Below are 22,938 nucleotides of genomic sequence, written 5' to 3' on the forward strand. Positions count from 1 at the left end.
TGGGCGGGGGCGGCACCGCCCGCCCCTGCCTTCGCGCCGCCGCCGTGGATGCGGCACAATGACGGGACCTGACAGTGTCGTCACATGCCCTTAACCGACCGGACATCACACCCGGAGAGTTGATCACATGACGGACACTGTGCAGATCCCCGACGACCTCAAGCCCGCCGACGGACGCTTCGGCTCCGGCCCCAGCAAGGTCCGCCCCGAGGCGCTCAGCGCACTCGCCGAGAACGGCGGCTCGGTCATGGGGACCTCGCACCGCCAGGCCCCCGTGAAGAATCTCGTCCGCCGCGTGCGCGAGGGCGTGGCCGAGCTGTTCGGCCTGCCCGAGGGGTACGAGGTCGTGCTCAGCAACGGCGGCACCACCGCGTTCTGGGACGCCGCCGCGTTCGGCCTGATGCGTCACCGTGCCCAGCACCTTTCGTTCGGCGAGTTCTCCTCCAAGTTCGCCACCGTCACCACCCAGGCGCCCTGGTTGGGCGAGCCGAGCGTCATCAAGTCCGAGCCCGGCACCCGGCCGGCCCCGGTCGCCGAGGCCGGCGTCGACGTCTACGCGTGGCCGCACAACGAGACCTCCACCGGCGTCATGGCGCCCGTGCAGCGCGTGCCCGGCGCCGACGACGACGCGCTGGTGCTTGTCGACGCCACCAGCGGCGCCGCCGGCCTGCCGGTCGACGTCGCGCAGACCGACGTGTACTACTTCGCCCCGCAGAAGAACTTCGCCGCCGACGGCGGCATCTGGGTGGCGGCCTTCTCGCCGGCCGCTCTGGCCCGGGTCGAGGAGATCGCCGCCACCGACCGGTACCAGCCGGCGTTCCTCGACCTGAAGACCGCGGTCGACAACTCGGGCAAGGACCAGACCTACAACACGCCGGCGGTCGGCACGCTGTTCCTGATGGCCGACCAGCTCGACTGGCTCAACGGCCAGGGTGGGCTGGACTTCGCGGTCAGCCGCACCACGGCGTCGTCGAACCACCTGTACGGCTGGGCGGAGAAGAGCTCGTACGCCACGCCGTACGTCACCGACCCCGACGCGCGTTCGCTGGTGGTCGGCACCGTCGACTTCGACGACGCCATCGACGCGAGCGAGCTGGCCAAGACGCTGCGGGCCAACGGCATCGTCGATGTCGAGCCGTACCGCAAGCTGGGACGCAACCAGCTGCGGGTCGCGATGTTCCCGGCGGTCGACCCGGCCGACGTGGAGGCACTGACGGCGTGCATCGACTACGTGGTGGAACGTCTCGGCAGCTGACCCGGACAACCACCACGGACACGACAACGCCCGGCCGCGATTCGATTCAGCGGCCGGGCGCGTTGTCGGTTCCGGCTGAAAGCGGAACCTCATTCCCCCGTCGTGTTTCCGGTCTCCAGATTAGAAGCGCGGAACGGGCCGTGGGAATCATCCGTTCGGCCCCTCTGCGAGATCCGCGCGGCCTACCCGGGTGAATTGTTCCGTCATTTCATACGGGTATCGAGTTCTTGTCGCAATCGCGGGACCAACGCCGGTTCGACGTTCCATTCGTCGGTCATCCGGCGGTATTCGGCGATGGTCGCGGGATCGGGCGCTCCGCCGGTGCGCACGGCCCGCAGCAACGTGTTTCGCGGGGTATGCGCGGAATCGACGAACTCGATGACCTCGACCCGGTACCCGAGGATCCGCAGGACCGTCGCCCGGAACGCGTCGGTCAGCACGTCCGCGAACCGCTCCCGCAGAATGCCGTGCCGGGCGAGCAGGCCGTACGGCTGCGGCCACGACGTCGCCCGTCCGATGCGGCGCTGCAGGTCGTGATGGCAGCACGGCGCGGCCAGGATCACCGGCGCGTCCCAGCGCACCGCACGCGCCAGCGCGTCGTCGGTGGCGGTGTCGCAGGCGTGCAGCGCGAACACGACGTGCGGGCGCTGGTCGAGCTCGACGCTCGCGATGGGCTCGCGGACGAACGCCATCGTCGACGACCACCCGAGCCGTTCGGCCAATTCCTCGTTGCGCGTCCGTGACTGCTCCTTGACATCCACGCCGGTGACGTTGATCTTCAAGTCAGGTTGCCGGTCAAGCCACGCGTGCGCGCCGAAGGTCAGGTACGCGTTGCCGCAGCCGAGATCGGTCACCCGTAACGGTGCGGATCCGGCCTCCTCGTGGGCCCGGTCGAGCACCGGAGCGAACGCGCGGAGAAATTCGTCGACCTGCCGGTACTTGGCGGACCGGCTCGGCTTGACCCGGCCGTCGGGGCCGCTGATGCCGACCTCGGCGAGGAACGGGTCGTCCGGCTCGAGCATCCGCGCCTTGCGCCGATCGTGGCTGCGGTCGACGCCGCCGGTGCGACCCGCGCGGTGCACCTGCGCGTCGCCCTTCTTGGTCACCCGCAGCTGGATCTCCTCGTCCGTCGTGTCGATGTGCCAGTTGCCGTAGGGCTCGGCGAGGACCTCGTCCACCGCGGCGCCCGCCTCGTCCGCGGCGACGTTGCGGGTGAAGCTCTGCTGCTCGTCGTAGGTGACGACCTGGAGCCGGCGGCCGGCACGCAGGTCGACCCACCGCAGCTCGGTCCGGCGGAACCGGGGGGTAGCCGAACGCCGCCGTCCGGACGCGACCGCGCGGACCAGGCGGTCGGCGTCGAGCAGGCTCGCGCGTAGGCTGTCCAGGGCGGTCGGGAGGTTCTGGGGCACCCGGCCATTGTCGCTCGTGCCGGTCTCGCTGCGGAACGGGCCGGGTGCGACGACGACGGAGGAAGCGAGGCGAGGTTGCGCCCGAAGACGACGCGTCAACTGGTGACGGCGGCACTGGTGGTCATGGTCATCATCGTTGCGCTGGCGGCGGTGTGGTGACGTCGCCCAGCGGGAACCGCCCGACGACGTCGTAGCGCGGCCCGGCGCCGGGCTCGGTGTCCAGATCGGAACGGACCAGCGCCACCTCGGTGACCGTCCAGGCCGGCCCCTGATAGCCCGCCAGCTGCTCGACGTACCATCGCAGGTCACGTGGCCGCCGCGACCGTGCCAGCGTCACGTGCGGGCGGAACTTCGAGTCGTCCGGCGGGACACCGACGCGTCGCCCCACGGCGCGCATCGACTGCGCGCACCGGCGCACCGCCGCGACGTCACCCTGCACGCCGGCCCACAGCACCGCCTTGCCGAACCGTCCGGCACCGGCCAGTGTCAGCTCGACCGCCGGGTGTCTGCGCGCGGCCCGGGCCACCCGCGCCGTGACGTCGTCCAGGACGCTGTCCGGCAGTTCGCCGTAGAACGCGAGCGTGACGTGCCAGGCGTCGGTGCCCGCCCAGCGCAGGACGTCGTCGCGCAACGGCTCCACCGCCGCCGCCAGGTGCTCGACGGCGGCGCGCGGCGGCAGCAGCGCGACGAACAGCCTCATTGCGTCGCCAGGGGCAGCTCGACGTAACGCTCGTAGCTGTGCCGCATGGCGTTCACTGTCGCATGCAGTGACTCTCGCGGGCACGCCCGTCGGGTCATGCCGTCCAGGGCGGCACGCCGCGATCGGTACCGTCGGGCAGGCTCGCCCGGGCCTCCGGCGCACCGGCGACGATCATCGTGGCGCGTTCGCCGTCGGCCGCCGCGATCCGGCGGAGCACGCCGCCGGCGACCACCGCGGTGTCGCCCACCTCCAGTATCGTGACCGAACCGCCGACCTCGACCGTGGCCGCTCCGCTGATCACGGTCAGCACCTGTTCGGCGTCCATCTCGTGCTGCGGACCGGACTGTCCGTGTTCCATGTCGACGCGCCACACCGGCCACGGCGCGCCGCCCTGGGTCGGCGAGGCCAGCGTGGTCATGACGGCGTTCGGGGTCTCGGTGCGGCGGCCATCCGCCTGGCGGATCACGGGCACGGTGCGGCTCCTCGCTCGATACGATAGACAATGTAGTTGTCCAAATACAGTGAACCAGGTTGTCTTTTATGTAAACGCAGACCCAGGGTTTCGAGCTGCCGCTGCGGCTCTTCCTCGGCTTCCGCGTGCTCGTCGACGCCCTGCACACCGAACTGGCGCGCCAGGGCCATCCCGACGCCCGCCCGATGCACGGCTTCGCCCTCCAGGCCCTGGGCCCGGACGGCGCCACGGCCGCTGAGCTGGGCCGACGGCTCGGCGTGTCGAAACAGGCGGCGGGAAAGACCGTCGACGCCCTCGAACGGCTCGGCTACCTCGAGCGTGTCACCGATGCGCACGACGCCCGGCGCAGAGTCGCACGCCGGACCGAGCGAGGCGTCGACCTCCTACGACGCTCGGCCCGGATCTTCGACGAGCTCCGCGCCGACTGGGCACGCACGATCGGCCCCGGCCGGCTGGACGAACTCGAGGACGACCTGCGGCGGGTCACCCCGGCGGACGTGTGGCGCATCGACGTGCCCGGGTGGTTCGGCGCACCGTGAAGTTCGTGATCGGCCAGCGATCAGGCGGCCCGTTCGCCCTCGGGAGCGGCGTCAGCACGGCGGTGCCCGGCGGCGCCACCGGCGCCGGCACGCGCGCCCGTGCTGGTTTCGTGGGATTCCGCCGTGTCGACCGCCGGTCCGGTCGACGTGGCCACCAGGCGAGGGAACGGCCGCATCCGCGCTCGCACGGCGATGCCGCTGCGTGGCGCCAGCAGAACGAACCCGGCGACGGTGCAACCGATGGTCAGCAGCCCGCCACCCAGCAACGACCAGCGCGCGCCGAACTGGTCGGCGACCCAGCCGATGATCGGCGCGCCCGCGGGCGTACCGCCCATGAGGATCATGATGTACAGCGACAGCACCCGCCCCCGGACGTACGTCGGCACCGTCGTCTGGATGTACGCGTTCGCTGCCGTCAGCACGGTCATCGCCACCACCCCGATGGGCACCAGCGACGCCGCGAACAGCAGGTAGGTCGGCATCGTCCCGGCCAGCACCTCCAACGCGCCGAACACGACCGCGCCGCCGACGATCAGCCGCCGCCGTGGCACCCGCCGCCGCGCCGCGATCAGTGCGCCGGACAGCGTGCCGATGGCCATGATCGAGCCCAGGACGCCGTACTCGTGCGGGCCCTTGTCGTAGATCTCGGTGGCCATCAACGCCATCGTCATCTGGAAGTTCATCCCGAACGTGCCGACGCCGAACATCACGACGAGCACCATCACGAGGTCCGGTCGCGAGCGGATGTAGGCCACGCCCTCGCGCAGCCGCGACAGCGCACCGGGCTGATCGTCGTCGGACGTCGCTGCCGCCACCGCGATGGTCCGCAACACGATCAGCGCGATGATCGGTGACGCGAACGACACGCCGTTGATGACGAACACCCAGCCGGTGCCGACGAGCGCGATCAGACCACCAGCCACCGCCGGACCGATCAGGCGCGCGGCATTGAACGAGGCGCTGTTCAGCGCGATCGCGTTGGTCAGGTCGTCCGGACCGACCAGCTCGGACACGAACGCCTGGCGCGCAGGGTTGTCCAGCGCCGTCCCGACGCCGAGCAGAAACGCCAGCACGTAGACGTGCCAGATCTCGGCCAGCCCGGTCAGGGCGAGCACGCCAAGGGCCAGGCCCACCGCGCCCATGAACGCGTTGGTGAAGACCAGCAGCTTCCGTTTCGGCAGCTTGTCGGCGAGCAGCCCGCCGAACGGCGCCACCAGCAGGAACGGCAGGAACTGCAGCCCGGTCGTAATGCCGACGGCCTGGCCGCCGCCGTGCAGCACCTCGAGGACGAGCCAGTCCTGCGCGACCCGCTGCATCCACGTCCCCACGTTGGAGACGAACATGCCGGACCAGTAGAGCCGGAAGTCGCGATGTCGGAGGGAGTGGAACGTAGGGCTCACGAGCGAGCCAGCTTCTCGAGCACGGGGAGCACCGCGCGGAGCTTCTCGCGCTCGTCTGGGGTGAGCTCACGCAGGCGGTACGTCAGCCAGGCGTCGCGGCGCCGCCGGTCGGCCGCGGTACGGCTGAGCCCGGCCTCGGTGATGCGGACGACGGCCAGCCGCCGGTCGACCGGGTGCGGTTCACGCACGGCGAGTCCGAGCGTCTCGAGTGCCGACACCGTGCGGGTCATGGACGGCGGCCGCACCCGCTCGTACGCGGCGAGCTCGCCGACGGGCATGGGCCCGTGCCGTTCGAGGATGCCGAGCGCCGAGAGCTGGTTGAGCGTCAGCGACTCGTCCTCGCGCTCGTTGCGGATACGCCGGTTGAGACGGCCGACGGCGATGCGCAGTGAACTGGCGAGCCCGGCCTGGGTACGCGGGCGATCAGTGCCGGAGGACGGGTGGAGAGGTGGGTTCTCAGTTGACACTGTCGTTAGCCTAGCTCGTTACCCTGGCTAAGTGCCAGTCGCGTCGGTTCACCACGGTGCTGGCAAAGGCAGCGTGCCGCCGACTTCGATACCGCCAGCGGCGCCGAGCGGCCGGAATCAGGCTCGCCGTGCGACCGGCGGTATCGAAGTCCCGGCAGACCTGGCCGAGCGGGCAGTGCCGGCGACTCCGGCAGCCCTGGCAACGCCGGCGTTCGAAACAGCCTCCGGTCAGGCGCTGTCGGAACGGCGTGCGCGCCGTCCCCGGTACTGCCGCCCGCCACCGGCGGTGGTCTCGTCGGACTCGTCCGTCACGTCCTCGGGGCGACGGGCCCGGCGGCTGCCGAGGGTGGTGTCGAGCAGTGGCTCGTCGTCGTCCACGACGCCGGTGTCCTCCGGCGCGGCCGTCGGCTCCGGCGCAGGCTCCGGCTGGGGCGTGGGCGTCGGCTCGGGCGCACGGGTCGACTCCGCCGCGGCGGTCGGCCCCGCCGACGCCGCCGGGGTGTCGGACCCGTCCGCGGCCACCTGGTCTCGCCCGGAACGGGATCCGCCACGCGAGCCGTCAGTGCCGGAGTCGCCGGGCTGTTGACCCATCAGGTCGTCGAACGCGCGCCACTCTGCCGTGGCGGCACCACCCGCGGGCCACGACGGCCGCGAACCGCGAGCCGACGGCTGCCCGGCCGGTTGACCGGGTTCCGGCCGCTGCCGAGGCGGTTGCTGCTCGGGCGACCGGTCCGGCCGCTGCTGGGACGCCTGGTCCGGCTGCTGCTGGGACGACTGGTCCGGTTGCTGGTCGAGCCGTCGTCCGGCGTCCGTGTCCTGCCGCGACACCGGTTCCAGCCCGGCGCCGGTGTCGATCGGGCGCGTCACGGCGTTCGGGCTGCTCTGCTGCATCGACGGTGGCATGGCCGACGGACCGTCGTCCTGCGCGTCGTGGACCTGCACCGGTCGATCGTCGTCCTCCGGGACGTCGGCGGCCTCGGCAGCGTCAGCGTCCCCCGCATGATCGGCGTCCTCCGCGTGATCCGCGGCTTCGGCGTCCTCGAGAGCCTCCTGGATCGCGTCGCGACGCTTCCGTGTGTACTCGAGCCCCAGCAGGCCGAGACCGACACCCGCGAGGCACGCCCACAGCCACCACCCGCGTCCCTCGGCCTCGAGCGTGTCGGCGCGCAGCGCGAGCAGCACGAACGCCACGGCCCACAGCACGGTCAGCACGGCGACGGTGCGTACCCCGTCCACGTCGACCGGCTGAACGTCGACATCCGAGCCCGCGTCTGCAGGGTCCGCGTCGGCACCGGGCGACCCTGCGTCGGCACCGTCGGCACGGGGCGGATCCGCATCGGCCGGAGCCGTCCGGTGCACGGGCGCCTCGACCGCCCGGTCCTGCCCGGACGTGTCGCGCGAACGCCGTCGCCCCTTCGCCATGAGGCCAGGCTAGTCCTGACCGCTGTGGCCGGGCGAACCCATCACGATCATCGTCACAAGATCGCCACGGACGCGGCGGGCACCCTCGTCACACGGCTGACACCCGCTGTCTGGCATTCTCACGCAGTCAGCCGAGGTACGACCGCATCGACCGGAGGGCCGCATGGCGTCCATGTCCACGACCACCCCGGGGATCGACAGGTTCTTCCGGATCTCCGAACGTGGCTCGACCATCGGCCGCGAGATCCGCGGCGGCGTCGTGACGTTCTTCACGATGGCCTACATCATCGTGCTCAACCCGCTGATCATCGGCACCGTGCCGGACGTCGACGGCGCTTTCCTCGGTGGCGGGGCCGAACCCGACCTGGCCCAGGTGGCCGCGGTGACCGCGCTCGTCGCCGGCGTGCTGACCATCGCGATGGGGCTGGTCGCGAACTATCCGCTGGCACTGGCGGCCGGGCTGGGGCTCAACGCGTTCGTCGCGTTCGGCCTGGCCAGCCAGATGAGCTGGGCCGACGCCATGGGCCTCGTGGTCCTCGAGGGCCTGGTGATCCTCGTGCTGGTGCTCACGGGGTTCCGCCAGGCGGTGTTCGCGGCGGTTCCCCGCCAGCTCAAGACGGCCATCAGCGTGGGTATCGGGCTGTTCATCGCTCTGGTCGGGTTCGTGAACGCCGGGTTCGTGCGGTCGACCGGGAACCCGTCACCGCCCATCGGCCTGGGTATCGGCGACCGGCTGCAGACGTGGCCGGTCGCGGTGTTCGCCGTCGGGTTGATCGCCGTCATCGTGCTCTACTCGATGAAGGTCCGCGGCGCGATCCTGTGGACCATCGTCGGCACCGCCGTGCTGGCCGTCGTCGTCGAGACCGTTGCCGATCTCGGCACCACGCCGGACAACCCGCACGGCTGGAACCTGAACGCTCCGGACATCCCGGACCGCGTGGTCGACGTGCCGGACTTCTCGCTGATCGGCGAGTTCAGCCTGCTGGGCTCGTGGGAGTCGGTGGGCGTGGTCGCCGTGCTGCTGTTCGTGTTCACCCTGATGCTCGCCGACTTCTTCGACACGATGGGGACGATGGTCGCCGTCGGCGCCGAGGGCAACCTGCTGGACGAGCAGGGCAACCCGCCGCGCACCGCGCAGATCCTCGTCGTCGATTCGCTGGCCGCCACCGCCGGCGGCGCCGCGTCGGTGTCCAGCAACACGTCCTACATCGAGTCCGCGTCAGGTGTCGGTGAGGGCGCACGCACCGGTCTCGCCAGCGTCGTGACCGGTGCGTGCTTCCTACTGTCCACCCTGTTCGCGCCGTTGGTGGGCATGGTGCCGAACGAGGCCGCCGCCCCGGCGCTGGTGCTCGTGGGATTCCTGATGATGTCGCAGGTCAAGGAGATCCCGTGGGACGACGTCGAGTTCGCGCTGCCGGCCTTCCTCACCATGGTGCTGATGCCGTACACGTACTCGATCAGCACCGGCATCGGTGCCGGCTTCCTCGCCTACGTGATCATCAAGATCGCCCGGGGCAAGGCGAAGCAGGTGCACCCGCTGCTGTGGCTGGTCGGCGCGCTGTTCATCATCTACTTCGCGATCGCGCCGATCGAGGACCTGCTCGGCGTGAGCTGAGGCGGCGCGCTGGTGTGAACGTACGGAGGGGCCTGCGCGCTGTCGACGCGTGGGTGCTGAGCTTTCTCGACGAGCCGTCCTGATCATTCGTAGGCGTCCTCGACGACCAGGCCCGGCGCGGCGGCAGGGTCGCGCAGCACCTCGGCGAGCAGCCAGCGGCGATCCCACCGGCCCGTCACCCAGGCGATCCCCCGCGCGAGCCCGTCGAGCGTGCTCGCATGCACGGTGTCGCCCTCGACCCACCAGCCGACGGACACGTCGTCGACGCGCAGATCGTCGTGCTTCCCGTACTGGGACGGCGCCTGCGCGAGGACGGCACGGGCCACGTCGGGGACGGGCCTGCGGCGTCCGGCCGTCGTGACGCGCCCCTCCCACACCTCCGACGCCAGGTCGAGGTCGAGCACGTCCGCCAGGGCCGCCGGCGCCGGCAACGCCTCCGGCCGTCCGAGCTGCAGCCAGTACGGCGCGTCGCAGACCACGGCGTCGCCGGCCGCCAAGACGCGGGTGCCGGTGCCGTCCGGAACCCGCACCGACGCGGGCGGCGTCACCGTCACCGGGTCCCGCCGGGCGAGCGACTCGTACACGCGGGCCAGCTGCGCGGCGTCGAGCACCACATCGTCGTCAGCCAGGCGCTCGAGCAGCAGGTCCGCGTCGACGTCGTCGACCGTGCGCGCGAGACCGACGGCGGTGGCGAACGCGTCGTCGACGCCGACCTCCGCGACCGGCAGCAGCGAACGCAGCACCGGCTCGGCCGTGGACGCGCACAGGCCGCGCAGCCGCGTCCCGCCGACGCGGGCGTGCCGATGCAGCCACCACGCCGTGTACGACGGGACGGGCACCCGCCCGCCCCCGGCGAGCAGCAGCATCGTCGGTTCCACCACGGCCGCACGGGCCGCGGGGTCGTCGGCCAGCCGCGGCAGCACCTCGCTCCAGCGATCCTCCCGGACCAGGTCCAGGTCGCGGACGCCGACGAACTCGGTCACCACCGGCGCCGGCTCGTCGTCCGGAACCCGCGCCGACGCCGCCTCCGCCCAGCCGTCCTCGTCGTCGAGGTCGTGCCACAGGTCCGCGTCGAGCGGCGCGTCCGCGTCGGTGACGACGTCGAACCCGCGGCGCACGCCGACGGCCGTCACGGTCTCGTCACCGAAACGCCGGACCACGTCGGAGGCGACGGTGAACTCGGCCGGGTCGCCGTCGAGCACCGCGAGCACCGGCGAGTCCGGCAGCAGCAACTCGCCGGCCGGAACCGGCGTGCCGGTGTCGTCGGGAAGCAGCAGCCCGGTCAGCCACGGCTCGTCCGCGACCGTCACCCCGGCCTCGGCCACCAGGCCGAGCACCGCCTCGGCGACCGGCCACGGGTCGGCGTCGTCGTCCGCCGCCTGCGCGACCGCGGCGCCGACCTGCGGGTCACGCAGCACCGACGCCGGCGACGCCTCGACGGCACCGAGCCGTCGCAGCAGCGGATGCGCGGCCTCCGGCGCGACGACGCGCAGCGCGAACGGCGCCATCAGCGCGGGATCGACGTCGCCGGGCAGCAGCAGGCCACGCGGGCCGCGCACCGTCCTGCCGTCCGCCAGCGGCACCGGCAGCGAGCCGAGCGCCTCGCGGTCCGCACCGTCCAGAGCCGCGTACAGCTCCCGCCAGCCGGACGGGTCCAGCCGGAGCGCGGACAGCTCGTCGACCACGTCCGCCAGCGCACGCTCGGCAGCGCCCAGGCCGGTCAGCACGTCACGATTCCACCAACCGGACGCGGGCAGGCCACCGATGACCGCCGCCAGCGCCTGCGGGTCCGCCGCCACGCCGAGACCGTCGACCAGAACCACGTCGCGAGGCCGCATCCGGGCACCGTCGGCCGACGGCACGAACGGCGTCTCGCCCAGCGCCGCGCGCACGGCCCGGTGCAGGCCGGCGTCGAGATCACCGGTGCCCAGCGGACCCGGCACCAGGCTCAGCACGGCCCGGCCGGATTCGGCGCTGCCGGCCGGGGCGAACGACGCGACGAGCGCGGCGTACACCTCCCCGAGCCGTTCGACGAGCTCGTCCGTCAACCGCCCCGGCGCCACCCTGCGGCGCTGCGAGTCCAGCGGCAGCGAGGCGATCACCAGCGCCGGCAGCTCCGTCCGGTCGTCGGTCGGGGTCGGGGCGTGCACGACGCCGGCGGGCGGTGCCGGCGCCGGCACCGGCAGACCGTCATGCACCGGAACGGCGACGCTCGCCGACCAGCCGGGACGCATCCGCTCCTCGAACGGGCGCTCGGCCAGCGCTTCGGCGGGTGCCGTGCCGCTCGTGGTGCACAGCCGCCAGGTCCGCTCACCGATCCGCCGCTCGGTCACGGCGTGCCCGTCGCCGCCGCCGGGCACCGGTGTGGACGGTCCGCCGCGCAGCTCGCGCCGCTCGCCGTCCGTCTCGATGACGATCTCGGCCAGATCCGGCAGCGCCAGCAGCAACGCGTCGTCGACGTCGGCCAGCAGCCGGCGCACCAGCCGTTCGGCGTCGTCGTCGCGCAGCGGCAGCAGCACGGCGGTGTCGTAGCCGTCCGGCAGGTCCGAGGACTCGCCCGGGCCGAGCGGGAACGGCAGCCGCAACACCGGCAGGGCGGTGCCGCGGACGTCCAGCTCGTCGGCGATCTCGCCGACACTCGCCGCCGCTGCGTGAGCGTCGGTCCGTGACCATCGCACACCACCGTCGGCGCTGACGAGCGCCGGCTCGTCGGAGACCGCCAGCACCGCCGCGAACCCGACCCCGAACCGGCCGACCGCACCGTCGCCGCGCTTGCCCGACGCGCGCAGTGTCGACAGTCCTTCGACGCCCGCGCTGTCCAGGGGCGCACCGGTGTTGGCGGCGACCAGGGTGCGGCCGTCCAGGCGCAGCAGCAGCCGGGCCGGCTCGCCCGCACGCGTGCCCGCGTCGGCGGCGTTCTGCGCCAGCTCGACGATCACCCGGTCGCGGTAGGCACCACGGGCCAGCTCGTCCTCGGCGTTCGCGTCCTCGCGGAACCGCGCCGGTGAGGCGGCCCACGCCGCGAGGACGCGAGTCCGCAACGCTGCGGTGTCGAAGACGTCCACGCAGCGGAGTCTAGGGTGCGTTCCGGCCGGCGCTCGTGAGGCGCGCGAACCGCCGACGGTCAGGAGGCGTCCATCGGGACGAGCTCGTGAGCGACGGTGTCGACCACCGGCTCGGCGCTGTCGTCGCCCGACTCGGGCAGGCGGACGTCGCTGTGACCACCGCAGCCGTGATCGTGAGCGACCACGGTGCCGTCGAACGGGGTGCGCTCGTTGGTGCACACGGCGAACCCCTGCCCGAGCGAACCCGCGATGGGCACGGCGAAGCCGCAGCTGGCGCACTGCGCCGGCGCGGACTTCGCGATGTCGGTGTGCGGGCCGCCCTCGCCCTCGTACCAGCGGGTCGCCGCCTCGCCGCGGCCCTCGCGGGACAGCACCCACTCGCGGCCGAGCCCCAGCTCGTCGACGACGTTCTGGGTGTGTGGATCGTCGACCGACGTGTACCCGGGCTCGAGCCGCGGATCGTCGGCGGCGACCGGCAGCAGGTCGCCAGGGCCGAGGTCCTCGGGCTTGACGCGGTCCTCCCACGGCACCCAGGCCGGCGCCAGCACCGCGTCGGCGCCCGGCAGCAGGACGCACTCGCTGACCGTCACCGTCTTCGCCCGGGACGCGCGAGCGACGGTGACCGCCCAGCGCCACCCGACATAGCCACTCAGCAGGCAGGCGAAGTAGTGCGTGACGACGCGTTCGGCCTCGGCGTCGTGGCCGAGGTGCTCGCCGACGGCGTCAGCGCCGCCGACCTCTACGGCGGCTGTGCGGGCGTCGTCGACCGCCTTGACGGCGGCGGCGTCGGCCTTGGGCGCACGGGAACGAGTGGATGCGGGGGTCACGGGACGATTCTTGCAAACTCGGGTCCATGATCGACACTCTCCGGCGCACGCTGTCGCCGTTCCCGTGATCATCAACGGTTTGCCACACGATGACGTGATGAATCGTCGACGATCACGGGGAGCCGGGGGCCGCGACGTCACCGCCACCTGTGTCACCGTTCCAGGGGCGGAATGCGATTGGATGGGACCGTGCCAGAGACGGATCCGCAGCACGACCCGGACGGGGCAACCGACCCGGGCGGCGTTCGCGGCTCGCTGCCACCTGGCAGTGACGCGGGCGAGAGCGCTCGCGCAGCCGACGCCGACGGCCCGGGTACCGGCGAGCCCGGTCCGGGTGCGTCGGGCGCGTCCGGCGCCGGCGCCGGGACCGGGCAGGAACGGCCGGGAGACGCCGCGCGGAACGAGCGGATGCGTAAGGCCGCCGGGACGTCCGCCCGCGCCGCCCGCACTGCCGCGTCCGGAACCTCGCGTGCGGCCAGGGCCAGCGCCAACCGGCTGCACCGCGCTGCCGAGGCCAAGGGGGCCGGGCAGACCGGCCTGTCCCGGCTGATCGAGCTCAACGCCGCGAGCGCGTTCGCCGACGCTCTGGTCACCATGGCGCTGGCCGGCACGTTGTTCTTCTCGGTGCCGACGGGGGAAGCGCGCGGCAACGTCGCCCTGTACCTGGCGCTGACCATGGCGCCGTTCGCCGTCGTCGCACCGGTCATCGGGCCGTTCCTGGACCGGTTCGGGCACGGCCGGCGATGGGCCATCGGCCTCACCGCCGCCGCCCGTGGGTTCCTCGCCTGGGTCGCCGCCGATGCCGTCATCGACGGCGGGGTCTGGCTGTACCCGGCGGCGCTCGGCGTGCTGGTCGGCCAGAAGGCCTATGCCGTCACCCGCGCCGCCGCGGTGCCACGACTGCTCCCCGAGGGCTGGACGCTGGTCACCGCGAACTCCCGGCTGCAGCTCGCGGCGACGTTCGGCACCGCGCTCGGCGCGCCTCTCGGCATCGGACTGGCCCAAATCAGCGACGACTGGCCGCTGCGGGCAGCGTTCTTCGCGTACTGCGGCACGACGGTCCTGGCCATCCTGCTGTCCAAGTCGGTGGACTCGGCCGCCGGTGAGGCGCCCACGACCATCCTCGAGGACGGGTCCAAGGGGCGGTTCCGGGTCGGGCGCAGCGTCGTGCGTGCGCTGCGCGCCAACGCGACACTGCGGTGGTTCTCCGGGTTCATGACGCTGTTCATGGCGTTCGTGCTGCGCGAGGAACCGGTGGCGGGCCTGTCCGGGCTGGTGCTGCTGGGCTTCGTGGCCGCGGCGGCGTGGCTGGGCAGCACCGCCGGATCGGCGGTCGGCGCGCTCGTCCGCTCGCGCAGCCCGGACCGGACGGTGCTGGCGCTGGTCGGGTTCGTGGTCGTGTGCGCCGTCGTGGCGATGGTGTTCTGGAACCTGCTGACGGTGGTGCTGGTGGGCCTGGCCGCCGGGTTCGGCCAGCAGCTGGGGCGGCTGTCGCTGGACGCGATCGTGCAGCGTGACGTGCCCGAGCGGAACCGGTCCAACGCGTTCGCGCGCTCGGAGACGCTGCTGCAGCTCGGATGGGTGGTCGGCGGCGGCGTCGGCATCGTGCTGCCGCTGATCCCGTGGGTCGGCATGCTGGTCGCCGCGCTCGTCATGGCCGTCGGCCTCGTCGCTGCGCTCCGCGTCCGCCCCGACGACCCCGCCCCGCCCCCACCTCCCGACGAGAATGACCACGTTCAGTAGGGAATTCCATGCGTCACGTGATCATTCCCGGCAGGGAGTGGTCAGGTTTCCAGGTCGTCCGCGACGGCGCGCAGGACGCCGGCGACCTTCTTGGCGGTCTTCTGGTCCGGGTGCCGCCCACGCCGGTACGAGTTGGAGATACCGTCGAGCAGCTTGATCAGGTCCTCGGTGATGGTGGCCATCTCGTCGGGCTTCTTGCGCGTGGCCGCCGACACCGACGGCAACGGGTCCAGTACCCGCACCGACAGTGCCTGCTCGCCGCGCCGGCCCTCGGCGACACCGAACTCCACACGCTGGCCCGGCTTGAGCGCGGTCACGCCAGCCGGCAGCGCCGAGGTGTGGACGAAGACGTCGCCGCCGTCGTCCTTGGAGAGGAAGCCGAAGCCCTTCTCGGTGTCGAAAAACTTGACCTTGCCCGTTGGCACGGCGGACCTCGTTCGTCGTCGGTTTACTCGGACCCGTCCCCGTCGTCGGGAGACGTCACAAGCCTACGGCCGATCACCGGGCCGGGACATCCCTGGGCCGCATGCCACTGTGAACGATCTGCGCTCACGTGGGCGTGCCGACGAAGTCGGCGAGCCAGTACGGGAAGTCCAGCAGGTCGGAGAAGACGACGTCGGCTCCGGCTTCGCGCAGCGCGACACCGTCGTGCGAGCCGGTGGTGACGCCCATGGCGTAGGCGCCCGCCGACCTCGCGCCGATCATGTCGCCGGGGTGGTCGCCCACGAACACGTCGGCGCCGTGCTCGCGCAGCACCTCGCCCTTCGTCTCGGCGAACTTCTCGCCGACGACGTGGTCGACCGGCAGTTCGACGTGGTCGAGCACCGCCCGCACGGCGGACGCGATCTTGGCGCTGACCACCAGCACCCGGCCGCGGTGGTCGTGGATGGACTCGACGGCCTCGCGCGCGCCGGGGAGGGTCTTGGTGGCGGGCACGCCGATGCCGGGGTAAAGCTCCCGGTACAGGGCCATCATCTCGGCGACGCGGCTCTCGTCGACGAAGTGCCGGACGGTGACGTCCAGCGGCAGCCCAAGCAGCGGCCGCAGCGTCTCGGGCTCGACGGTCGCGCCCATCTGCCGGCCGGCCTCGACCAGCGCAGCGGTGATGCCGTCAGCGGAGTCCACGAGTGTCAGGTCGAGGTCGAATCCGATGACGAGTCCCACGGGCGACACCTTACGCGGAGTCACGTGACAGCTGTGTAACGCAGATCACGCCGCGCCCAGCGCGAGGAACGACCACGCCGTCGCGGTCGCGACCGGTGTCGTGGCCTGCTGCCGCGTCGCGCGCAGCGCCGTACTCAGGTCGTCGCCCGCGCGCAGGCGTTCGTGCACGGCGAGGCTGACGTCGACGCTGCCGGCGTCGCTGACGGGGACGACGCTCGCCATCAGCCCCGCCGTGCCCAGCGCCGACAACGACGTGGTCAGCCCCAGCAGCTCATCGGCCCCGGTGGGCGACCCGACGCCGGACTCGCAGGCGGTGAGCAGCATCCGGTACGGCGGCGTGCGCAGACGCTCGAAGTCGTAGACGGTCAGCGGCCCGTCGGCCAGCTCGAGCGCCGAGAACATCGGATTGTCGCCGCGGTAACGGCAGTGCGCACCGATGTGCGCGAGCCAGGACCCCTCCAGCGCCCCCAGCGTCGCCTCAGCGGACGCGTCCTGCCCGGTCAACACCGTCGCGTCCGGATATACGCCGGCCAGGGCGTCGACCTCCGCCGCGGACGTCGACAGCCCGCTGCCCGCGATCAGCGCGACCCGTTCGGACTCCGGCTGCACGCTCTGCCGGGCGCGCATCCAGGCCGCCGCCGACGGCGCCACGGTCACGTCCCGATCGCGCAGCGCGGGCAGCGCGCCCCACGGCACCGCCTGCAGCGTCGACGGCGGCACCAGCACGACGGGCCCGTCGCCCAGCTCACGGACAGCCGGGCCGAGTAACGTCTCCTGCAACCGGGCCAGACCCGGCTCGGCCGCGGTGAGCAGGGCCGACGCGACGGCGTCGTTCGCCAGCGCGGCGCCCCGCAACGCGAACCGCGCGTAGTCGACCTCGCTGCGGATGTCACCGACGTGTCCGGCGGCCATCCGCTGCACCCGGCCGCGACGGGCGACGACGACGTGGAACCGCTCGCCCTTGACGCCGACGATGCTGACCAGGGTGCGGTCGTCACCGAGGTGGTCCAGCAACGCGGGCACCTCGAACCGGGCGCGGCGCCGGCTGGTGTCGCCGTAGCGGCCGTGCACGTGCCGGCGGATCCGTTCCTCGATGCGCCGCCGGTCGGTCTCGTCCGTGCCGCCGGTGCCCAGCACGTTCTCGGCGGCGCGCAATCGGCCCAGCTCGGCCGCCAGCACCGGGTCGTGCTCGGCCTCCGGCCAGGGCAGCGCGTGCAGGCTGGACCGCCAGCGCTCGGTCCAGCGCAGCAGCTCGCGGGCGGTCCCGTCGAAAGCGACCGTGCGCGTCGCCAGGATCGCGAGGTCGCTGCCGTGCACCGTCGCTCGCGCCCGCAGCTCGGTGGCGCCGAGCGACAGCGCGTGCGTGTCCAGGACGTCCAGGCCACGAGAACAGGCGCGCAGCATCGCGGTGCGATCGCCGTCGGCCCGCGCCCGCAGTGCCTGCGCGTACCAGGCGGTGGCGCGGCGCAGCGACGAACCGCGGTTGCGCTCGGCCGCCGCGGCGCTCAGGTTCTGCTCGGCGACCTCCGGCAGGCCGGTGTCCAGCGCCATCCGCCCCGCCAGCACGAGCGCGTCGAGCCGTTCGGACGAGTAGCGGTCCTTCAGCTCCGTGGCCAGCTCCGCCGCCGCCCGCGCGTGACGCTTGGTGACGTTGCCGGTCGCGGCCTGGGCGCGCAGCAGGACGACGCGGGCGTGCCGCTCGACGTCGACGTGGCCCTGTCGCTTGCTGGACCGGGCGGCGCTGCGCGCCAGCTCGACGGCGCGCTCCGGGGTCCCGGCAGCCAGGTGCACCGTGGCCGCGGCGATGAACCCGTCCGCACGGCGCAGTGCCGCGTCCCGAGCGTCCCGCAGCATCGCGACCATCTCGTCCGCCGTCTGCGCCGCCTCGTCCGGCAGCCCAGCGGCGAGCTGCACGACGGCGAGGTCGCGAACCACCTCCGGCGGCACGACGCCGAGCTCGTCGTACCTGCGACGGGCGTCGTAGAGCAGTTCCAACGCCCGTGGCAGGTCCCCCATCCGATAAGCACACGCACCCCGGACATGAAGTGTGACCGTAGCGTCGAAGTGCTCCTGCTGTCCTTGTGCAAGCTCTTGGACCCGCACAAGCTGCTCATCTGCCTCCTGGAATCGCCCCATGCCCATAAGGGCGGTACCGGCGTTGTGTCTGGCGTTCGCTTCCCAGCGCCGGTCGCTCGCACGGGCGAGTACCGCGGCGGCGAAGATGCAATCCTCGTACGCGCCGACATGGTCGCCGAGGTGCATCTTGGCGGCACCTCGACGCACCAAGACACGCGCGGACTCGAGTTCCGTCGACCTGAGCAGTGCCTCGTCGAACGCTTCGGTCATCGCCCTTCTACGGCCGGCCAGGGCAAGAGCGGTGCCCAAGCTAGCCGCGAGATCCCCGATCCGCGCCGACAGCACGGCGCTCTTACTCAGAGCGATCCCCTGCCTGAATTTCTGAATCGCTGCCCCAACGTCCCCCGAGTCGCGGGCCACGATGCCTAGCGTTTGGAGTGCATATGAACGGTCGAGCGCCGTGGCCTGCTGCGAAAGCACAGCACGAGCGTGGTGACGCGCTTCTCGAGGGCGTTCCATCGCCAGGCTCGGCAGCATTGCCGCCGATACCGGAGCGTCGGACTTCACCTTGACCACCGCATGATGCTAGACATTGATCCGGATTTGCCGCGATCGAACGGGGGGAACCACATGCCGGTGGGACCGGATGGCCACGACGCGACGACGCTCGCGAGCGAAGTCGAACGTCTGCAGCGCAACGCTCGGGCTCGGAGTCAGAACCGGGCTTTCCCCCTGGGCGCGAAGTGGGACAGCACTGAACGGCATGTCGAGTATCTCTATCGCGACGACCAACTCATCTGCGAAGGACGCGATCTGAACGCAGCGCTCGAAGCTTTTGATCTCGCTGGCGAAGCCCGCCCGGACGATGTTTCGGACGGCCCGCTGGGACTCAAGGTGCTACACGTCGGTGAGCGCGACGCCGCACGTATCGCCGATTCACTCGCAGACATCGTGGGTGAGGACACCGTCACACCCAACCACGTCCTCGATTCGCAGGGATACACACGCATGTGCCCAGCGACAGAGCCGCTGCCTCACTCGGGGCCGGTTCCTCAGTTGGCGGAGCCGCATGGCCCCGGGCACGCTCGTCTTGCCGTTGTCGATACCGGCTATTCAAGTGAAGTTGCCCGAGACTCCGCCTACGGTCGGCTGCTTGCCGTCGAAGACACGTCAGAGATCGACGACGAGATCTACGGCAGTGACGGTCAGATCCTGCCCTACGGCGGCCACGGCACAGCGACCACGGCCCGGCTGTTGTCCGTGTCGGGAATCGAGTCGACGTCTGTTCAGGTCCGCGACTGCCTCGTGGGTGGCGCTGTCGACGAGTTGACCATCGTGGAGGATCTGGCGACGGTCATCCGCGACGGTGCAGACATCGTGACCCTTCAGGCGGGGCTGTTCACCCGAGCTGGTCGGGCACCGAAATCATTCGACGCCCTCCGCCGGAAGATCTTGCGCGACCACCCGACGACCGTGATTGTGGCCGCCGCCGGCAACAACGGAACCGAGCGTCCCTTCTGGCCCGCAGCCTATGACTGGACGACGGCTGTGGGCGCGCTGACCTACGGCGGCGATGCCCGCGCGCCATGGTCCAGTGTCGGCCACTGGGTGAACGTCTACGCCTCGGGCGAGAACGTGGTCGTTCCGTTCCTCAACGGCTACTACGAGTACCTGGACGGCTTCTCGGCAGAGTTCACCGGGGGCCACGCGGTGTGGTCGGGGACGTCGTTCGCGGCCCCGGTCGTCGCCGGCATGATCGCCCGCCGGATGATCGAGCGCGGAGTGGACGCTCCGACCGCTCGCGACATCGTGCTGCGCGAGGCTGCCGTCGCAGCCCTGCCCGCGACCGGCCCGCGGGTGCTCAGCGTCTGAGACTCCGGCCGTCACGAGGCGTTCCTCCGCGTCACCACCGCCGCAAGACTCGTGGTGCTCGCGGTCGCCTCGTGACGGCCGCGAGTGACGATGATCATTGCCCGAATCGTCACCACGAACCACCCGCATCCCCCATTGGCTCGGCGAACCGTGGACGGTAATGTCCCGCCTGTGACGGTCGAACGACGTAAACCTCGCGAAGTACCTGTGGACCCCGACATCACCGACGAGCTGCGGGCCGCCGACGCCGAGGCCCGCGACGAGGTCGCCGAACGCAGCTCCGAGCTGCTGGAACGTCTGCGCCAGCTCTGACGCACGGTTCGCGTCGTGACCGGCGCAGGCCGTACCGTAGGGCGGGTGACCGGCAACGACTCGGCTCCCCGTAGTCTCGCCGACGACCTGCGCGCGCGGGCTGACGACGAGCTCGCGGCGCTGTTGCGCTCCCGGCCCGACCTGCTGGTCCCCGTCCCCGTCGACGTCGCCCAGCTCGCGACCCGGGCCACCACACGCGCTTCGGCGCAGCGAGCCGTGGACCGGCTCGACCGCTTCACGCTGCAGGTCGTCGACGCGCTCATGGTCGCGTCCGCGCCGGCTACGCCCAGTGCCGTCCAGGCGCTGCTCGGCACGGCTTCCGCACCGGTCGCCGAGGCCGTCGCCCGGCTGCGCGAACAGGCGCTGCTGTGGGGGCCGGACGACGACCTGCGGCTGCCGCGGGTGGTGCACGAGATCATCGGCCCGCACCCGGCCGGACTCGGCCCACCGGCCGAGCAGGCGCTGCTGGCGCTGTCGCCGAACCGGCTGGTCGCTGTCATGCGCGGGCTCGGGCTGACCCCCGGCGGCGATCACGCCACGAACGCGCACACGGTCGCCGGCCGCCTGGCCGACGGCCCCACCGTCGACGCCCTGATCGAGACGCTGCCCGAAGACGCCCGCTCCGCCCTGTACGCGCTCGTACCCGGCCCGCCGACCGGACGCATCGACGGTGCCATGCGCGAGGTCACCCGCGACAGCGCCCGCTCGGCCATCGACCACCTGCTGGCCACCGGACTCTTCGTGCCGGTCGACGACGCCACGGTGGTGTTACCCCGCGAGGTCGCGCTGCACCTGCGCGGAGGCGTGGTCCACGCCGACGTGCACACCGGTGCACCCGTCCCGTCGACGACGGAACGCGCACCGGACACGGTCGACCGCACGGCCGGAGCCGGGGCGTTCGACATCGTCCGCAAGATCGAACTGCTGCTGGACACCTGGGCGACGGCTCCGCCGCCGGTACTGCGCACCGGCGGGCTCGGCGTCCGCGACCTGCGCAGACTCCCCGACCTGCTGGACACCGACGAGGCCGGCGCCGGGCTCGTCGCCGAACTGGCCTACGCCGCGGGACTACTGGCGCCGAGCAACGACGTCGACGACAACGACGTCTGGCTGCCCACAGCCGACTACGACACCTGGCGCCGTGACGAGCACGCACACCGGTGGGCCAGCCTCACCCGCACCTGGCTGGACACCAGCCGCGTCGCCGGGCTCATCGGCACCCGCGACGACCGCGACCGGCCCGTCGCGCCGCTGGGCGCCGAGCTGGACCGGCCGGTGGCGCCCGAGCTGCGCCGCCTCGTTCTCGACGAGCTTGCCGCGCTGCCGGCCGGCGCCGCGCCGGAGCTGACCGGGGTGCTCACGTCCGCGCAGTGGCGGCGCCCGCGCCGCGGCGGGCGGATCCGCGACGAGATGGTCCGCTGGTTCCTCCGCGAGGCGGAAATGCTCGGCGTCACCGGGATGGGCGCGCTCGCCTCGTTCGTGCGCCCGCTGCTGGATCGCAACGACGAGAAGGCGGTCGACGCCGCCGCCGAGGCCGCCCAAGCGTGTCTGCCGGAGCCGCTCGACCACATCCTGTTGCAGGCCGACCTCACCGCCGTCGCGCCCGGGCCGCTGCGGCCGGACCTCGAACGTGAGCTCGCGCTGATCTCCGACGTCGAGAGCCGCGGCGGCGCCTCGGTGCACCGGTTCTCCGACGCCTCGCTGCGCCGCGCCCTCGACGCCGGGTACTCCGCCGACGACGTGCACACGTTCCTCTCCACCGTCTCGCGCACGCCAGTGCCGCAGCCGCTCACGTACCTCGTCGACGACGTCGCCCGCCGGCACGGGCATCTACGGGTCGGTAGCGCGTCGTCGTTCGTGCGCTGCGACGACGAGACGGTGCTGACCGAGATCCTCGCCGACTCCCGCGCCGCCGGGCTCGGTGCGCGACGCCTCGCACCGACGGTGCTGGTCTCGTCGCTGACGGCGAACCTGCTGCTGGACCGGCTGCGCCGGATGGGGTTCAGCCCGGTCGCCGAGGCGGCGGACGGGTCGCTGGTGGTGGGCCGGGCGGAAGTGCGCCGGGCGGCCGCGCGACCGGCCCCGCAGCCGCTGGTCACCGAACACGCGGCGCCCGAAGAGACGCTGCTGGGCGCCGCCGTGCGCGCGGTCCGCGCCGGAGAGCGATCCCGGGAGGAGCGCCCCGCGGCGGCCGCGCCGGGCAACCTCGGACGCACCGGCCCCGGGCAGACGCTCGCCGACCTGCGCGAGGCGCTGCAGGCGGCCAACACGGTCTGGATCGGCTACGTCGACCAGCACGGCGCGACCACCGAACGGCTGGTCGACCCGGCCCGCCTCGAGGGCGGCTGGCTGTCCGCGTTCGACCATCGCAGCGGCGAGGTCCGCACCTTCGCCGTGCACCGCATCAGCGGCGTGTCGCCCGTCGACGCGGCCTGACGCCTGACCCTCCGAGAATGATCACGTCCCGCATGGAATTCCATGCGGGACCACCCCTGCATCCCTGGTGACGTGTGTATTCGCCTGGTGATGGACGGCGCACCGAGACGGACACCCGGACGAAGCGGTCAGACCGCTCTTGACACGGACACAACCGGACGACC

At 72.2% G+C, this 22,938-nt stretch carries 17 protein-coding genes; 6 read left to right on the plus strand and 11 right to left on the minus strand.

What is annotated here, in order from left to right:
• Nucleotides 1-127: 127 nt before the first annotated feature.
• Complete coding sequence (serC, locus tag CLV30_RS21110; RefSeq protein ID WP_106539220.1) at nucleotides 128-1,255, plus strand: phosphoserine transaminase; 1,128 nt, start codon at nucleotides 128-130, stop codon at nucleotides 1,253-1,255.
• Between the two features lie 203 nt (nucleotides 1,256-1,458).
• Here the strand turns inward: serC and CLV30_RS21115 are convergent, their stop codons facing one another.
• From CLV30_RS21115 to CLV30_RS21125, 3 genes are all read right to left on the minus strand, one after another.
• Nucleotides 1,459-2,664: a class I SAM-dependent methyltransferase gene (locus CLV30_RS21115; protein WP_106539221.1), complete on the minus strand. Its 1,206-nt coding sequence runs from the start codon at nucleotides 2,662-2,664 to the stop codon at nucleotides 1,459-1,461.
• 130 nt (nucleotides 2,665-2,794) lie between these two features.
• Entirely contained in the window at nucleotides 2,795-3,364 is a 570-nt protein-coding gene (gene thpR / locus CLV30_RS21120; protein ID WP_106539222.1) for an RNA 2',3'-cyclic phosphodiesterase, read from the minus strand.
• A 94-nt stretch (nucleotides 3,365-3,458) separates the two neighbouring features.
• Nucleotides 3,459-3,836 carry a cupin domain-containing protein gene (locus CLV30_RS21125; protein ID WP_106539223.1) on the minus strand — a complete coding sequence of 126 codons (378 nt, stop codon included), beginning with the start codon at nucleotides 3,834-3,836 and terminating at the stop codon, nucleotides 3,459-3,461.
• 95 nt (nucleotides 3,837-3,931) lie between these two features.
• Here CLV30_RS21125 and CLV30_RS21130 point away from each other — a divergent pair, with 95 nt between their 5' ends.
• The gene (locus CLV30_RS21130) at nucleotides 3,932-4,375 is read left to right on the plus strand and encodes a MarR family winged helix-turn-helix transcriptional regulator (protein WP_106539224.1); all 444 of its coding nucleotides are present in this window, start codon (nucleotides 3,932-3,934) and stop codon (nucleotides 4,373-4,375) included.
• 20 nt (nucleotides 4,376-4,395) lie between these two features.
• Here the strand turns inward: CLV30_RS21130 and CLV30_RS21135 are convergent, their stop codons facing one another.
• The 3 genes from CLV30_RS21135 to CLV30_RS27065 form a co-directional block, all read right to left on the minus strand.
• Nucleotides 4,396-5,775 carry an MFS transporter gene (locus CLV30_RS21135; protein WP_106539225.1) on the minus strand — a complete coding sequence of 460 codons (1,380 nt, stop codon included), beginning with the start codon at nucleotides 5,773-5,775 and terminating at the stop codon, nucleotides 4,396-4,398.
• A complete protein-coding gene (locus tag CLV30_RS21140; protein ID WP_106539226.1) occupies nucleotides 5,772-6,242 on the minus strand; it encodes a MarR family winged helix-turn-helix transcriptional regulator in 471 nt (156 codons plus the stop codon). Before CLV30_RS21140 ends, CLV30_RS21135 begins: the two co-directional genes overlap by 4 nt.
• Nucleotides 6,243-6,470: 228 nt before the next feature.
• The gene (locus tag CLV30_RS27065; RefSeq protein WP_205741095.1) at nucleotides 6,471-7,664 is read right to left on the minus strand and encodes a DUF2530 domain-containing protein; all 1,194 of its coding nucleotides are present in this window, start codon (nucleotides 7,662-7,664) and stop codon (nucleotides 6,471-6,473) included.
• A gap of 172 nt (nucleotides 7,665-7,836) precedes the next feature.
• Between CLV30_RS27065 and CLV30_RS21150 the strand changes: the two genes are divergently transcribed.
• The gene (locus CLV30_RS21150; RefSeq protein ID WP_240723389.1) at nucleotides 7,837-9,279 is read left to right on the plus strand and encodes an NCS2 family permease; all 1,443 of its coding nucleotides are present in this window, start codon (nucleotides 7,837-7,839) and stop codon (nucleotides 9,277-9,279) included.
• 83 nt (nucleotides 9,280-9,362) lie between these two features.
• Here the strand turns inward: CLV30_RS21150 and CLV30_RS21155 are convergent, their stop codons facing one another.
• Together CLV30_RS21155 and CLV30_RS21160 are read right to left on the minus strand one after the other, a co-directional pair.
• Entirely contained in the window at nucleotides 9,363-12,344 is a 2,982-nt protein-coding gene (locus tag CLV30_RS21155; RefSeq protein ID WP_205741096.1) for a sacsin N-terminal ATP-binding-like domain-containing protein, read from the minus strand.
• A 59-nt stretch (nucleotides 12,345-12,403) separates the two neighbouring features.
• Nucleotides 12,404-13,171: a DUF3027 domain-containing protein gene (locus CLV30_RS21160; protein ID WP_240723390.1), complete on the minus strand. Its 768-nt coding sequence runs from the start codon at nucleotides 13,169-13,171 to the stop codon at nucleotides 12,404-12,406.
• A gap of 189 nt (nucleotides 13,172-13,360) precedes the next feature.
• Here CLV30_RS21160 and CLV30_RS21165 point away from each other — a divergent pair, with 189 nt between their 5' ends.
• The gene (locus CLV30_RS21165; protein WP_129711115.1) at nucleotides 13,361-14,914 is read left to right on the plus strand and encodes an MFS transporter; all 1,554 of its coding nucleotides are present in this window, start codon (nucleotides 13,361-13,363) and stop codon (nucleotides 14,912-14,914) included.
• A gap of 41 nt (nucleotides 14,915-14,955) precedes the next feature.
• Here CLV30_RS21165 and CLV30_RS27965 read toward each other — a convergent pair whose 3' ends face one another.
• From CLV30_RS27965 to CLV30_RS21180, 3 genes are all read right to left on the minus strand, one after another.
• On the minus strand, nucleotides 14,956-15,339 hold the full coding sequence (locus CLV30_RS27965; protein ID WP_106539230.1) for a cold-shock protein: 384 nt from the start codon (nucleotides 15,337-15,339) through the stop codon (nucleotides 14,956-14,958).
• A 124-nt stretch (nucleotides 15,340-15,463) separates the two neighbouring features.
• On the minus strand, nucleotides 15,464-16,078 hold the full coding sequence (locus CLV30_RS21175; RefSeq protein ID WP_165358751.1) for an HAD family hydrolase: 615 nt from the start codon (nucleotides 16,076-16,078) through the stop codon (nucleotides 15,464-15,466).
• Between the two features lie 45 nt (nucleotides 16,079-16,123).
• Nucleotides 16,124-18,094 carry a CHAT domain-containing protein gene (locus tag CLV30_RS21180; protein WP_106539232.1) on the minus strand — a complete coding sequence of 657 codons (1,971 nt, stop codon included), beginning with the start codon at nucleotides 18,092-18,094 and terminating at the stop codon, nucleotides 16,124-16,126.
• A 690-nt stretch (nucleotides 18,095-18,784) separates the two neighbouring features.
• On the opposite strand from CLV30_RS21180, the gene CLV30_RS21185 reads away from it, so the two are divergent.
• On the plus strand, nucleotides 18,785-20,026 hold the full coding sequence (locus CLV30_RS21185) for a S8/S53 family peptidase (RefSeq protein WP_165358752.1): 1,242 nt from the start codon (nucleotides 18,785-18,787) through the stop codon (nucleotides 20,024-20,026).
• A 357-nt stretch (nucleotides 20,027-20,383) separates the two neighbouring features.
• Nucleotides 20,384-22,774: a helicase C-terminal domain-containing protein gene (locus CLV30_RS21190; protein ID WP_205741097.1), complete on the plus strand. Its 2,391-nt coding sequence runs from the start codon at nucleotides 20,384-20,386 to the stop codon at nucleotides 22,772-22,774.
• The last annotated feature ends 164 nt before the right edge of the window (nucleotides 22,775-22,938 follow it).

It is taken from the genome of Haloactinopolyspora alba (assembly GCF_003014555.1).
GTDB classification, from domain to species: domain Bacteria; phylum Actinomycetota; class Actinomycetes; order Jiangellales; family Jiangellaceae; genus Haloactinopolyspora; species Haloactinopolyspora alba.

Coding starts and splice junctions, on each gene's coding strand:
- serC (WP_106539220.1), top strand. CDS start 128: ATGACGGACACTGTGCAGATCCCCGACGACCTCAAGCCCGCCGACGGA.
- thpR (WP_106539222.1), bottom strand. CDS start 3,364: ATGAGGCTGTTCGTCGCGCTGCTGCCGCCGCGCGCCGCCGTCGAGCAC.
- CLV30_RS27065 (WP_205741095.1), bottom strand. CDS start 7,664: ATGGCGAAGGGGCGACGGCGTTCGCGCGACACGTCCGGGCAGGACCGG.
- CLV30_RS21150 (WP_240723389.1), top strand. CDS start 7,837: ATGTCCACGACCACCCCGGGGATCGACAGGTTCTTCCGGATCTCCGAA.
- CLV30_RS21180 (WP_106539232.1), bottom strand. CDS start 18,094: ATGGGGGACCTGCCACGGGCGTTGGAACTGCTCTACGACGCCCGTCGC.
- CLV30_RS21185 (WP_165358752.1), top strand. CDS start 18,785: ATGCCGGTGGGACCGGATGGCCACGACGCGACGACGCTCGCGAGCGAA.